Genomic DNA, 13,890 nt, shown 5'->3' on the forward strand with positions numbered 1-13,890 from the left:
CGGCACCGCAATTGCGAGCAAGCTTGCTCCCACAGGGACCGCATTCACTTTTATACATGTGAACTGACCGCCCGAGGCCTGCATGTCTTTCGATCTCGCCGCACGCCTTGCTGCCCGTCGTGCCGAAAATCTCTACCGCCAGCGCCCGCTGCTCGACAGCCCTCAAGGCCCTGAAGTGGTGGTCGATGGCCAACCATTGCTCGCGTTCTGCAACAACGATTACCTGGGCCTGGCCAATCACCCGCAAGTGATCGAAGCCTGGCGCGCCGGTGCGGCTCGCTGGGGTGTGGGTGGCGGGGCGTCGCACTTGGTCATCGGTCACAGCACCCCGCACCATGAACTGGAAGAAGCCCTGGCTGATCTGACCGGACGCCCGCGTGCGTTGCTGTTCACCACCGGTTACATGGCCAATCTCGGCGCGGTCACCGCGCTGGTCGGGCAGGGCGATACGGTGCTCGAAGACCGGCTCAATCATGCTTCGTTACTGGATGCCGGTCTGCTGTCCGGCGCGCGCTTCAACCGCTACCTGCACAACGACGCGGACAGCCTGGCCAAACGCCTGGAGAAAGCCACCGGCAATACGCTGGTGGTCACCGACGGCGTGTTCAGCATGGACGGCGACATTGCCGACCTGCCGGCACTGGCGCGCGAAGCCAAGGCCAAAGGCGCCTGGCTGATGGTCGATGACGCTCACGGGTTTGGTCCGTTGGGTGCCAATGGCGGAGGGATCGTCGAGCATTTCGGTCTCAGTCAGGAAGACGTACCGGTGTTGGTCGGTACGCTGGGCAAGGCGTTCGGTACCGCTGGGGCTTTTGTCGCGGGCAGCGAAGAGTTGATCGAAAGCCTGATCCAGTTCGCCCGACCCTACATTTACACCACCAGCCAGCCACCGGCGCTGGCTTGCGCGACACTGAAAAGCCTCGAACTGCTGCGCACCGAACATTGGCGACGTGAGCATCTGAAGACGTTGATCCGCCAGTTCCGCCAAGGCGCCGAGCAAATCGGCCTGGAGCTGATGGACAGTTTCACGCCGATCCAGCCGATCATGATCGGCGATGCCGGGCGTGCGGTTCGACTGTCGCAGATGTTGCGTGAGCGCGGCTTGATGGTGACCGCGATCCGTCCGCCGACCGTGCCCACCGGCAGCGCCCGCTTGCGGGTGACGCTGACCGCCGCGCATAGCGAAGACCAGGTGCAACTATTGTTAGATGGACTGGCCGATTGTTTTGCCCAGCTGAAACCGGAGCCAAGCCATGCGTGATCGATTGATTCTGTTGCCCGGTTGGGGCCTCGGGATTTCGCCATTGGAACCGTTGGCGGCGGCCTTGCAGGGGTTGGATGAACACCTGCGCGTCGAGATCGAGCCGCTGCCGGAACTGGAGTCGAGCGATCTGGAAGAGTGGCTCGATGAACTCGATGCGACAGTGCCCCAGGATGCCTGGCTCGGCGGCTGGTCCTTGGGCGGCATGCTGGCGGCCGAATTGGCGGCACGTCGTGGTGATCGTTGCTGCGGCTTGCTGACCCTGGCGAGTAATCCTTCGTTTGTCGCCCATGAGCAATGGCCGAGCGCGATGCCCGGCGAGACGTTCGATGCCTTCCTGGCTGGCTGCAAGGCTGATCCGCGCATGACGTTGAAACGGTTTTCGTTGCTGTGCGCACAAGGCGCCGAAGACTCGCGTGGCCTGTCGCGGTTATTGCTCGCTGGCGCGCCAAACGCTTCTGCATCGATATTGATGAGGGGGCTGGAAGTCCTCGCACAACTGGATACCCGTCAAGCTTTGCAGGCGTTTCGCGGCCCTCAACTGCACTTGTTCGCCGGCCTCGACGGCCTGGTCCCGGCCGAAGCGGCGGGGGACTTGCTGGCGCTGCTGCCGGATGTCGAAATCGGTCTGATTGAACAGGCCGGCCACGCGTTTCTTCTGGAAGACCCTCACGGTGTGGCGGGGGCGATTCAGGCCTTTTTGCATGAGTCCGGTGATGACTGATTTATCCCTTCACAACCTGTCCGGCGGATTGCCCGACAAGCGCCAGGTGGCGGCCTCTTTTTCCCGTGCCGCGGCGAGTTATGACAGCGTGGCCGAGTTGCAACGTGATGTCGGCAGCCAGTTGTTGAGTCGCTTGCCCGCGGATTTTGTCCCGGGTCGCTGGCTCGACCTGGGCTGCGGCACCGGCTATTTCAGTCGGGCGCTGGGTGAGCGTTTTCCGGCCAGTCACGGCGTCGCACTCGACATCGCCGAAGGCATGCTCAATCACGCCCGGCCGTTGGGGGGGGCCTCCCACTTCATCGCAGGTGATGCGGAACGCTTGCCGCTGCAGGATTCGACCTGTGACCTGATCTTCTCCAGTCTTGCCGTGCAGTGGTGCGCGGACTTCGGCTCGGTGCTGAGCGAAGCGCAGCGTGTGCTGAAACCGGGCGGGATTTTCGCGTTTGCTAGTCTTTGTGTAGGGACGTTGTTTGAGCTGCGTGACAGTTGGCGTCAGGTCGATGGCATGGTCCACGTCAATCGGTTCCGCGAGTTGGGTGTTTATCAGCAACTGTGTGCGGCCAGCGGCTTGAAAACCGTCAGCCTGCAAACCCGTCCTCATGTGTTGCATTACCCGGATGTGCGCAGCCTGACCCATGAACTCAAGGCATTGGGTGCGCACAACCTGAACCCTGGGCGGCCGGGTGGTTTGACTGGCCGGGCGCGGATCCTCGGTTTGATCGAGGCGTATGAGCAGTTTCGTCAGGCCGAAGGTTTGCCGGCGACTTATCAGGTGGTCTATGCCGTGTTGGAGAAGCCTTTATGAGCGCAGCCTATTTCATCACCGGCACTGACACCGATGTCGGCAAGACCACCGTGGCCGCCGGCTTGTTGCATGCCGCACGGTCGGCAGGCTTGAGCACGGCGGCTGGCAAGCCGGTTGCCTCGGGCTGCGACGTGACGTCCAAGGGGTTACGCAACGCCGATGCGCTGGCGCTGTTGGCCGAGTGCTCGTTGCCGTTGACGTATGCACAGGTCAACCCGGTGGCGTTCGAGCCAGCCATCGCGCCGCACCTGGCCGCGCGCGAAGCTGGCGTGGCGCTGACGGTGCAATCGCTGTTGACGCCCATGCGCGCGATTCTCGACATGCAGGCGGATTTCACCCTGATTGAAGGGGCGGGCGGCTGGCGTGTGCCGTTGGCGGATCAGGACAATTTGTCTGACCTGGCGATGGCGCTGGGTTTGCCGGTCATTCTGGTGGTCGGTGTGCGCCTGGGTTGCATCAATCATGCGCTGTTGACGGCCGAGGCGATTGCCCAGGATGGATTGCAGCTGGCGGGTTGGGTGGCCAATATCATTGATCCCAAAACCTCGCGGCTGGAGGAGAACCTCGCGACACTCGCCGAGCGAATCCCCGCGCCGTGCCTTGGGCGGGTGCCGAAACTCAAGGCGGTCACCGCTGAATCCGTGGCGGAGCATTTGCAACTGGATTTGCTGGACTAGGTTTTAGCTATCACAAGGCACAGTGCTATTAGTGTTTTTGTCGGGCGTTTTGCCATCATGTCTGATTCAATGCCCGCTATAGATCCTCTTGCCGGACGAGTTCTCCCATGCAGATTTCAGGTAACACTGCTTTTTATGCGGGTCTGAGCACCATTCAGACAGGGCAGAACCGCGTCGATCAAGCGGCCGGACAGATCGCCAGCAATACCATCGAACGGTCGGTGACCAGCCAGTCTTCCGACGTTCAGGTGGATCGCCTGCGTTCGGTTGATCGCAGTCAGCGATCCGACCTGACCAGTAATGTCGTCGAGATGACCCAAGGCAAATTTCAGGTGGAAGCGGGCGCTAAAGTCGCCAAGGCTTCAGACGAAATGCTCGGAACGTTGATCGATACATTCGCGTGATCCCTCGCTGAATCCGCTTTCTGAACGCCGCGATTTTTCGCGGCGTTTTTCTGCGTAAGTCCTTCTCCCTCAACTAATCTTTTCTACACGGCACCTTTGCTTGAGCATCGGTGGTGCGCTGCTGCGTGTCCGGCAGATCGATGAGTCGATGACAAACGGCCAAAGATCGACGCTTGACAAGATTTGGGCGTAAACGTATGTTTCAAACAACTGTTTGACCGCCACAACAAATCAACGCGGTCGTTCATTCCCGGTTACATCAGCAGAGGTTTATCGCTATGCCTGACTACAAGGCCCCCTTGCGTGATATTCGCTTCGTTCGTGACGAACTGCTCGGCTACGAAGCGCACTATCAGAGCCTTCCGGCTTGTGCGGACGCAACTCCGGACATGGTTGACGCCATTCTCGAGGAAGGCGCCAAGTTTTGTGAGCAGGTACTGGCTCCGCTGAACCGCGTGGGTGACACCGAAGGCTGCACCTGGAGCGAGTCCGGCGTTAAAACCCCGACAGGTTTCAAAGAAGCCTACAAGCAATTCGTCGAAGGCGGCTGGCCTAGTCTGGCGCACGATGTAGAGCACGGTGGCCAAGGCCTGCCGGAGTCTCTGGGTCTGGCTGTCAGCGAAATGGTTGGCGAGGCCAACTGGTCGTGGGGCATGTACCCTGGCCTGTCCCATGGCGCAATGAACACCATTTCCGAACACGGCACGCCTGAGCAACAAGACGCGTACCTGACCAAACTGGTATCCGGCGAGTGGACCGGCACCATGTGCCTGACCGAACCGCACTGCGGCACCGACCTGGGCATGCTGCGCACCAAGGCCGAACCTCAGGCCGACGGTTCCTACAAAGTCTCCGGCACCAAGATCTTCATCTCGGCCGGTGAACACGACATGGCCGATAACATCGTCCACATCGTACTGGCCCGCCTGCCGGACGCACCGGCTGGCACCAAAGGCATTTCGCTGTTCATCGTGCCGAAGTTCATGCCGAACGCAGACGGTTCGATCGGCGCACGCAATGCGGTGAGCTGTGGTTCCCTGGAACACAAAATGGGCATCCACGGTAACGCGACTTGCGTGATGAACTTCGACGCGGCCACCGGTTTCCTGATCGGCCCGGCGAACAAAGGCCTGAACTGCATGTTCACCTTTATGAACACCGCACGTCTGGGCACCGCGCTGCAAGGTCTGGCTCACGCCGAGATCGGCTTCCAGGGCGGCCTGAAATACGCGCGTGATCGCCTGCAAATGCGTTCGCTGACTGGCCCGAAAGCGCCGGAAAAGGCCGCCGACCCGATCATCGTTCACCCAGACGTACGTCGCATGCTGTTGACCATGAAGGCATTCGCCGAAGGCAACCGTGCAATGGTTTACTTCACCGCCAAGCAAGTCGACATCGTCAAGTACGGCGTGGATGAAGAAGAGAAGAAGAAAGCCGACGCACTGCTGGCCTTCATGACGCCAATCGCCAAAGCCTTCATGACTGAAGTCGGTTTCGAATCGGCCAACCACGGCGTACAAATCTACGGCGGCCACGGCTTCATCGCCGAGTGGGGCATGGAGCAGAACGTTCGTGACAGCCGCATTTCGATGCTGTACGAAGGCACCACCGGTATCCAGGCCCTCGACCTGCTGGGCCGTAAAGTGCTGATGACCCAAGGCGAGGCCCTGAAAGGCTTCACCAAGATCGTCCACAAGTTCTGCCAGACCAACGAAGGCAACGAAGCCGTTCAGGAATTCGTCGCACCGCTGGCTGCACTGAACAAAGAATGGGGCGAGCTGACCATGAAGGTCGGTATGGCTGCCATGAAGGATCGCGAAGAAGTGGGCGCGGCCTCCGTGGACTACCTGATGTACTCCGGTTACGCCTGCCTGGCCTACTTCTGGGCTGACATGGCGCGTCTGGCTGCCGAGAAACTGGCTACCGGCACTTCCGAAGAGGCGTTCTACACCGCCAAGCTGCAGACTGCGCGCTTCTACTTCCAGCGCATCCTGCCGCGTACCCGCACTCACGTTGCAACCATGCTGTCGGGCGCCAACAACCTGATGGACATGAAAGAAGAGAACTTCGACCTGGGCTACTAAGCCTTAACGCAGTTGCTTCAAAAAAAACCGCTGCTCCTTCGGGAGTGGCGGTTTTTTTTTGCGTTGTGTAAACAGTAGGCGCTCGCGAGTAGTGCAACTAAACCTTTGTGTCTAGTTAACTAACTGGGTGCAATTGTTTTCGGTGTCAAATAAGTAAAATAACTTTGTTTGCAATTACGGGGCCAAGGTTCAAGGTCTCGCAGGTACGTGGGCTTTGGCGGTGAGGCCCACTGTGGCTGGGGGATTGCCCCCCGGTAATGGGGGATTTTCACCAAAGTTGAGGCTTGTATAAAAGCTCAGAATTAATTCGTGTTTTTGCTGTTGAAATCTTTTGTAACAGCTACAGTTCGATTAAGCGCCTGCTACGGTGCCTCCCATAGCGTTTCAACTTCGGCGACGACAAAGTCTAACTTTGCCAGTTGAGTGACGCCTCATGCCCGGCAACTCCATCACTGAATCGGGGTGTCATCATGGTGAACTTGAGTCTTTTTGTTCGAACTGTCCGTCTGCCCTGCGTGATCGTCTGCGGGCTGCTCGTTATCAGTCTGTCCGCCAAAAATGCTTTCGCGGCGACGGCGGCGGAAGTTGATCTGCCCGTGCCGGAAGTCCCTTCCCTGCAGACGCTGCACGGCATGACACCCCCTGACCCTTCCGGCACCGAAGGCGGGCGCAAAGTCGACCTCATGACTGATTACGTGCTCAATCGCTCGGCGGCGATTCTCCTGGGCAAGGCGCTGTTCTGGGACATGGAGATCGGCAGTGACGGTTCGACGGCGTGTGCCTCCTGCCACTTTCATGCGGGTGTCGATCACCGGATCACCAATCAGATCAACCCAGGCCAGGCCAGCACCCATGCCAACGTTTCGTCGATCTTCAACAAACCGTTTGTAGCCTCCGATATTCCTGGCGACGTCCCTTCTTATGCGACCCTGTCCGCCGGCAAGGGCGGCCCGAACTACACGCTGAAAAAAACCGACTTTCCGACCCACGTGCTGGCCGATCCGCTGGATCGCAACTCGCCGATTGTCTATTCGACCGACGATGTGGTCGGCTCGCAAGGGGTGTTCGACGCCAACTTCGTCAAGCCGAATCAACCGCGCTTCGACAAATGCACACAGCAACCGGACGGCGTGTTCCAGGTCGGCGGTATCAATGTGCGGCGCAGCACCGGACGCAATGCCCCGACGGTGATCAACGCCGCGTTCAACGTGCGCAACTTCTGGGACGGTCGGGCTAACAACGTGTTCAACGGCTTTTCGCCGTTCGGTAATCGCGACCCTGATGCCGGGATTTTCGTCACCAGCGATCGCAGCGGGGTGGCCACCAAAGTTCGGCTGGCCCTCAACGATGCCTCTGCCGCCTCGCAGGCTGTCGGCCCACCGGGTAGCCCTGTGGAGATGTCCTGCGGCGGGCGCACCTTCGCCGACATTGGCCGACGCATGCTCGACACGCTGATGCTCAAGCAGCAGCGGATTTCATCCGCCGACTCTGTGCTCGGCCCGGTTTCCGGTGCCCGCCGCCCGACCTACAGAGAATTGATCAAGGCCGCTTTCCAGCCTCGGCTGTGGAACGCCACACAACAGGTTTCGCTCGGCGGCGCGCCGTACACTCAGATGGAGGCCAACTTCCCGCTGTTCTTCGGACTGGCGATTCAGATGTACGAATCCACCCTGATCTCCGACCAGGCTCCCGTGGATGCTTATTTGCAAGGCAATCAGCAGGCGATGAATGCGCAGCAGGTCGAGGGCATGAACCTGTTCCTTGGCAAAGGCAAGTGCGTCAATTGTCACGGCGGTGCAGAGCTGACCAACGCTGCCAGCCGCTTGCTGTTCCATCCCCGTGAGCGGATCGAACGGATGCTGATGGCTGACAACCTCACCGCGCTGTACGACAACGGCTTCTACAACACCGGTGTGCGCCCGACGTCGGAAGACCTGGGGCTCGGCGGATCTGATGCATGGGGCAACCCGCTGTCGTTTACTCGCGAATACAACACCCAGTTGCAGGGCATCCATGTGCCGGATCCACTGGACGTGGATGTGTGCACCTTCGAAGCGCTACTGAGCACGGGATTACCCTGCGATTCGACGCTCAAACCTAATGTCGGCTTCCACGATGCGGTGGATGGCGCCTTCAAAACCCCGACGCTGCGCAACATCGCGCTGACCGGGCCGTACTTCCACAACGGCAGCCGCTCGACGCTCAAGCAGGTCGTCGAGTTCTACAACCGCGGTGGCGACCGGCGCGGCTCGGAAGCGAACAACACCAGCGGCTTTGATCATCCGAGTGTGAATCAGCACAACACCTCCAACCTTGATCCGGACATGACCGCCCTGAACCTGACGCCTGATGAAGTGGATGCACTGGTCAAGTTCATGGAAGTCGGGCTGACCGATCCGCGCGTGGCGTGGGAACAGGCGCCTTTCGATCATCCGTCGCTGGTCATTCCACAAGGCCATATTGGTGATGAAAACGCCGTGACGTTGAAGCCCGTCAGTCCAAAAATCACTACCCGACAAGCGGCAGATGCGCTGATTACACTCAAACCGGTCGGTGCGGAAGGGCGCCCGGCTACGGAAGGGCCACTGTTGCCGTTCTACAACGACCTCTGATGGACTGAGGTGACTGGCCGCGCTGTTCGCGGCCAGTCATGCACCCGCTAAAAAAACCTGACATTTCGCTCAGTAAGTCGACGTTTCTGCCGTTACAGTAGGTGGGCACAATGCCATCTATTGTCGTGACGGTCGGAGCTTTACCCTTGCCGCGTTCTTCCGCTGTGCGTTTCAGCCATTTCCTACCGTCGTTACTGCTTTTACTTGCGGGGCTTGCGGCTGCCTACATCAAGGAACTGAACGTATTCTTCACCTCGCTGTTCAACGTCCTGCCGACGTTGGTGCTGTTGCTCGGTGGTGCGTATTGCGCGGTTTACCGACGTCAGCGCGAGCTGTTTCTGATGGTCACGGTGTACATCGCCTACTTTTTGCTCGATACCCAGACCGACTATTACCGCGACAACGGCAAAGTCCGTGAAGACGCCGCCGTGGTTTTCCATCTGTGTTGCCTGTTGCTGCCGCTGTTGTTCGGGGTGTTCGGGGCCTGGCAGGAACGCACGCATTTGTTTCAGGACATGGTGGCGCGCTTCGCGGTATTGCTGGCCGTCGGCAGTGTCGCGTTGGGGCTGGAGCAAAGTTACCCACAGGCCTTGCTGATGTGGCTGTCGGAAATCCGCTGGCCAGCGCTGCATGGCGCCTGGATGAGCCTGATCCAGCTGTCTTATCCGGTGTTCCTCGCGTCGTTCCTGTTGCTGAGCTGGCAATACTGGCGCAACCCGCGACCGTTGCATGCCGCTCAACTGGTGGGTTTGCTCGGGTTGTTCTGGGCGCTGCCGAAAACCTTCATTCTTCCGTTTACCCTCAACATCATGTGCAGTCAGGTGATGCTGATGATTGCCGCGGCGGTCGCCCATGAGGCCTACCAAATGGCCTTCCGCGACGAACTCACCGGTCTGCCGGGCCGGCGAGCCTTGAACGAGCGGATGCAGCGCCTGGGGCGTAATTACGTGCTGGCCATGAGCGACGTCGATCACTTCAAGAAATTCAACGACACTCACGGTCACGATGTCGGCGACCAAGTGCTGCGACTGGTCGCCAGCAAACTGTCGAAAATCGGCGGCGGCGGTAGGGCCTATCGTTACGGCGGTGAGGAATTTGCGCTGGTGTTCGCAGGCAAGACGCTCGAAGAGTGCATGCCGCACCTGGAAGTCATCCGCGAATCCATCGCGACCTACAATATTCAGCTGCGCAATCAGGACAACCGGCCTCAGGACGACCAGCAAGGTCGTCAGCGTCGCTCGGGTCCTGGGGCTTCAAGTGTGTCGGTCACGGTCAGCATCGGTGTCGCCGAACGCGTCGAGCAGCGCACCCCTGAAAAGGTGCTCAAGTCGGCGGACGAAGCGCTCTACAGCGCCAAGGGCGCCGGACGAAACTGCGTGGTGGCGTTCGGTCAGACCCGTCGTGGCGCCGTGCGAATGGACGCCGCCGCGGGTTGAGTGATGATGGCGCATTCAGCGTCTGGACTGTGATTGTGAGGCGTGGTGGCCGGCAGTAGGTTTGAAGCCTCTGCTGACGGAGAAACGACCATGCCTGAGTACAAAGCTCCCCTGCGCGACATGCGCTTTCTGATCGACCACGTCTTCGACTTCCACAGCAACTACGCTGCGCTGGGCGCCTCCGAGGCCAGCCCGGACATGATCAACGCCATCCTCGAAGAGGGCGCGAAGTTCTGTGAGAACGTTCTGGCCCCATTGAATCGCAGCGGTGACGAAGAGGGCTGCCATTTCGACAATGGCGTGGTGACAACGCCTACAGGCTTCAAGCAGGCTTTCGCACAATACGTCGAGGGCGGCTGGCATGGTCTGGCGGCGGACCCGGCATACGGCGGCCAGGGCTTGCCGAGTTCGTTGGGTCTGGTGATCAGCGAAATGGTCGGTTCCAGCAACACCTCGTGGGGCATGTACCCGGGCCTGACCCACGGCGCGATGTCGGCGATCCACGCCCACGGCACCGAAGACCAGAAAAACACCTACCTGAGCAAACTCACCGCGGGCCAATGGACCGGTACCATGTGCCTGACCGAAGCCCATTGCGGCACCGACCTGGGCATTATCAAGACCCGCGCCGTGCCTTCAGCCGATGGCAGCTACGCGATCTCCGGCAGCAAGATTTTCATCTCCGCCGGCGAGCACGACATGAGCGACAACATCATTCACCTGGTGCTGGCGAAACTGCCGGACGCGCCGGCGGGCACCCGCGGCATCTCGCTGTTTATCGTGCCTAAATTCCTGCCCGATGCCGAGGGTGAGGCGGGCGAGCGCAATGGCGTTTCCTGCGGTTCGATCGAACACAAGATGGGCATCAAGGCTTCGGCGACGTGCGTCCTGAACTTCGATGGCGCCAAGGGTTTCTTGATCGGGGAGCCGAATAAAGGCCTGAACTGCATGTTCACCATGATGAACCACGCGCGCCTCGGCACCGGGATGCAGGGTTTGTGTCTGGGCGAAGCGAGCTTCCAGGGCGCGATCAAATACGCCAACGACCGCCTGCAAATGCGCTCCCTGACCGGCCCGAAAGCACCGGAGAAAGCCGCCGACCCAATCATCGTCCACCCGGACGTGCGTCGGATGTTGCTCACCATGAAAGCCTTCAACGAGGGCAACCGAGCACTGACTTACTTCACCGCGCAGTTGCTGGACGTGGCGCACCTGAGCGCGGATGAAAGCGCTCGCCAGGACGCCGAAGACCTGCTGGCCTTCCTGACGCCGATCTGCAAGGCCTTCATGACTGATACCGGGCTGGAAGTGACCAACCATGGCATGCAGGTGTTTGGCGGGCACGGGTTCATTCGTGAATGGGGCATGGAACAGTTGGTCCGCGACTGCCGGATTGCGCCGATCTACGAAGGCACCAACGGTATCCAGGCGCTGGATTTGCTTGGGCGCAAGGTGCTCGGCAGTCAGGGAAAACTGCTGCGTGGCTTCACCAAAATCGTCCATAAGTTCTGTGCGGCGAACGCTGAACACCCGCAGCTTGGCAGCTATGTGGCGCAACTCAACACGCTGAATCAGCAGTGGGGCGAGCTGACCACCCAGGTCGGCATGGCTGCGATGAAGAATGCGGACGAAGTCGGCGCGGCATCCGTGGACTACTTGATGTACAGCGGTTACATCATCCTCGGCTACCTGTGGCTGCGCATGGCGCTGGTGGCTCAGACGCAACTCGATGCGGGGAGCGGTGATGCCGATTATTGCCAGGGCAAACTCGCGACCAACGAGTTTTACTTCAAGCGATTGCTGCCACGCACAGCCGCTCATCGGGCCGCCATCGAAGCGGGCAGTGATTGCCTGATGAAATTGCCGGCGGAGTTGTTTGCACTTTAGCCTTTTAGATGAGCAACAAAGAAAGCTCGCGTAACCGCGGGCTTTTTTTATGACCCGATAGTCAATGACCAATCATTACAAAACGGTCATGGGCTGACCCTATGTGTCGTAAAAGTTGTTGGGTTACACTCGGACCCAACGAATGCACCACCCTACGAATCACCTGTTTAGATCTTGCGAGGTTTGCCATGGCTGACTACAAAGCGCCGCTGCGCGATATGCGCTTCGTTCTCAATGAAGTTTTCGAGGTCACCAAACTGTGGGCCGAACTGCCCGCGCTGGCCGAGACCGTTGATGCGGAAACCGTCGAAGCCATTCTTGAAGAAGCCGGCAAAGTCACCAGCAAAAGCATCGCGCCCCTGAGCCGTGCAGCTGACGAAGAAGGTTGCCATTGGGCGGACGGTGCCGTCACCACGCCGGCAGGTTTCCCACAGGCTTATCAGACTTACGCTGAAGGCGGTTGGGTTGGCGTCGGCGGTGATCCGACCTACGGCGGCATGGGCATGCCCAAGGCTGTTTCGGCTCAGGTCGAAGAAATGGTCAACTCCGCCAGCCTGTCGTTCGGTCTGTACCCGATGCTGACGGCCGGCGCCTGCCTGTCGATCAACGCCCACGCCAGTGACGAGCTGAAAGCCGCGTACCTGCCGAACATGTACGCCGGCATCTGGGCCGGTTCCATGTGCCTGACCGAGCCACACGCCGGTACTGACCTGGGGATCATCCGCACCAAGGCTGAACCTCAGGCCGACGGTTCCTACAAAGTCAGCGGCACCAAGATCTTCATCACCGGTGGCGAGCACGACCTGACCGAAAACATCATTCACCTGGTGCTGGCCAAACTGCCGGACGCACCGGCTGGTCCGAAAGGCATTTCGCTGTTCCTGGTGCCGAAGTACAGGGTCAATGCCGACGGCAGCCTGGGCGCACGCAACCCGGCGAACTGCGGTTCGATCGAACACAAGATGGGCATCCAGGCGTCCGCGACTTGCGTGATGAACTTCGACGAAGCTGTGGGTTATCTGGTCGGCGAGCCGAACAAAGGCCTGGCGGCGATGTTCACCATGATGAACTACGAGCGTCTGGGTGTCGGTATCCAGGGCCTGGCCACCGGTGAGCGCTCGTACCAGAACGCCGTTGAATACGCTCGCGATCGTCTGCAAAGCCGTTCGCCAACCGGTGCGCAGAACAAAGACAAAGTCGCCGACCCGATCATCGTCCACCCGGACGTGCGTCGTATGCTGCTGACCATGAAAGCCTCGAACGAAGGCGGCCGTGCCTTCTCGACTTACGTCGCCATGCAACTGGACACCGCCAAGTTCAGTGAAGACGCGACCACCCGCAAGCGCGCTGAAGATCTGGTGGCGTTGCTGACCCCAGTGGCCAAGGCGTTCCTGACCGACCTCGGTCTGGAAACCACCGTCCACGGCCAGCAGGTGTTTGGCGGCCACGGTTACATCCGTGAGTGGGGCCAGGAACAATTGGTGCGCGACGTGCGCATCACCCAGATTTACGAAGGCACCAACGGCATCCAGGCGCTGGACCTGGTCGGGCGCAAGATTGTCGGTACCGGCGGGGCTTTCTATAACTTGTTCGCTGACGAGATCCGTCACTTCACCGCGACCGCGACCGCCAGCGCCGATCTGGCCGAGTTCACCAAGCCGCTGAACGACGCCGTGACCACCCTCGACGAGCTGACTGCGTGGTTGCTCGACCGCGCGAAAAACAATCCGAATGAAATCGGCGCGGCGTCGGTCGAGTACCTGCAAACCTTCGGTTACGTGGCGTACGCCTACATGTGGGCGTTGATGGCCAAAGCCGCGCAGGGTAAAGAAGAGCAGGACGATTTTTACGCCAGCAAGCTGGGCACGGCGCGCTTCTATTTCGCCCGTCTGTTGCCACGCATTCACTCGTTGAGCGCGTCGGTGAAGGCGGGTAGCGAGTCACTGTTTTTGCTGGATGCTGCGCAGTTCTGACAGATGTGACGTCATGTAAGCATTCTC

Annotated in this window: 10 protein-coding genes; all 10 read left to right on the top strand. The window is 59.9% G+C overall.

Annotation, left to right across the window (positions count from 1 at the left end):
• Positions 1 to 82: 82 nt before the first annotated feature.
• Positions 83 to 1,261 (top strand): 8-amino-7-oxononanoate synthase, encoded by a 1,179-nt coding sequence (bioF, locus tag D882_RS0130260; protein WP_027926694.1) that lies wholly within the window; start codon positions 83 to 85, stop codon positions 1,259 to 1,261.
• Positions 1,254 to 1,985: an alpha/beta fold hydrolase gene (locus tag D882_RS0130265; protein WP_027926695.1), complete on the top strand. Its 732-nt coding sequence runs from the start codon at positions 1,254 to 1,256 to the stop codon at positions 1,983 to 1,985. Before bioF ends, D882_RS0130265 begins: the two co-directional genes overlap by 8 nt.
• On the top strand, positions 1,978 to 2,790 hold the full coding sequence (gene bioC / locus D882_RS0130270; RefSeq protein WP_027926696.1) for a malonyl-ACP O-methyltransferase BioC: 813 nt from the start codon (positions 1,978 to 1,980) through the stop codon (positions 2,788 to 2,790). Before D882_RS0130265 ends, bioC begins: the two co-directional genes overlap by 8 nt.
• Positions 2,787 to 3,467 (top strand): dethiobiotin synthase, encoded by a 681-nt coding sequence (gene bioD, locus D882_RS0130275; RefSeq protein WP_027926697.1) that lies wholly within the window; start codon positions 2,787 to 2,789, stop codon positions 3,465 to 3,467. Before bioC ends, bioD begins: the two co-directional genes overlap by 4 nt.
• Before the next feature lie 107 nt (positions 3,468 to 3,574).
• Positions 3,575 to 3,871: a hypothetical protein gene (locus tag D882_RS0130280; protein ID WP_027926698.1), complete on the top strand. Its 297-nt coding sequence runs from the start codon at positions 3,575 to 3,577 to the stop codon at positions 3,869 to 3,871.
• Between the two features lie 278 nt (positions 3,872 to 4,149).
• Positions 4,150 to 5,955 carry a phenylacyl-CoA dehydrogenase gene (locus D882_RS0130285; protein WP_027926699.1) on the top strand — a complete coding sequence of 602 codons (1,806 nt, stop codon included), beginning with the start codon at positions 4,150 to 4,152 and terminating at the stop codon, positions 5,953 to 5,955.
• 470 nt (positions 5,956 to 6,425) lie between these two features.
• The gene (locus tag D882_RS0130290; RefSeq protein WP_081744034.1) at positions 6,426 to 8,567 is read left to right on the top strand and encodes a cytochrome c peroxidase; all 2,142 of its coding nucleotides are present in this window, start codon (positions 6,426 to 6,428) and stop codon (positions 8,565 to 8,567) included.
• Between the two features lie 146 nt (positions 8,568 to 8,713).
• A complete protein-coding gene (locus D882_RS0130295; protein ID WP_027926701.1) occupies positions 8,714 to 10,003 on the top strand; it encodes a GGDEF domain-containing protein in 1,290 nt (429 codons plus the stop codon).
• A 90-nt stretch (positions 10,004 to 10,093) separates the two neighbouring features.
• Entirely contained in the window at positions 10,094 to 11,890 is a 1,797-nt protein-coding gene (locus tag D882_RS0130300; protein WP_027926702.1) for an acyl-CoA dehydrogenase C-terminal domain-containing protein, read from the top strand.
• A 188-nt stretch (positions 11,891 to 12,078) separates the two neighbouring features.
• Positions 12,079 to 13,863, top strand: coding sequence for an acyl-CoA dehydrogenase C-terminal domain-containing protein (locus D882_RS0130305; protein ID WP_027926703.1), 1,785 nt, complete (start codon positions 12,079 to 12,081; stop codon positions 13,861 to 13,863).
• Positions 13,864 to 13,890: the final 27 nt, after the last annotated feature.

It is taken from the genome of Pseudomonas sp. URMO17WK12:I12, assembly GCF_000514395.1.
In the GTDB taxonomy this organism is placed as follows: Bacteria; Pseudomonadota; Gammaproteobacteria; order Pseudomonadales; family Pseudomonadaceae; genus Aquipseudomonas; species Aquipseudomonas mucoides.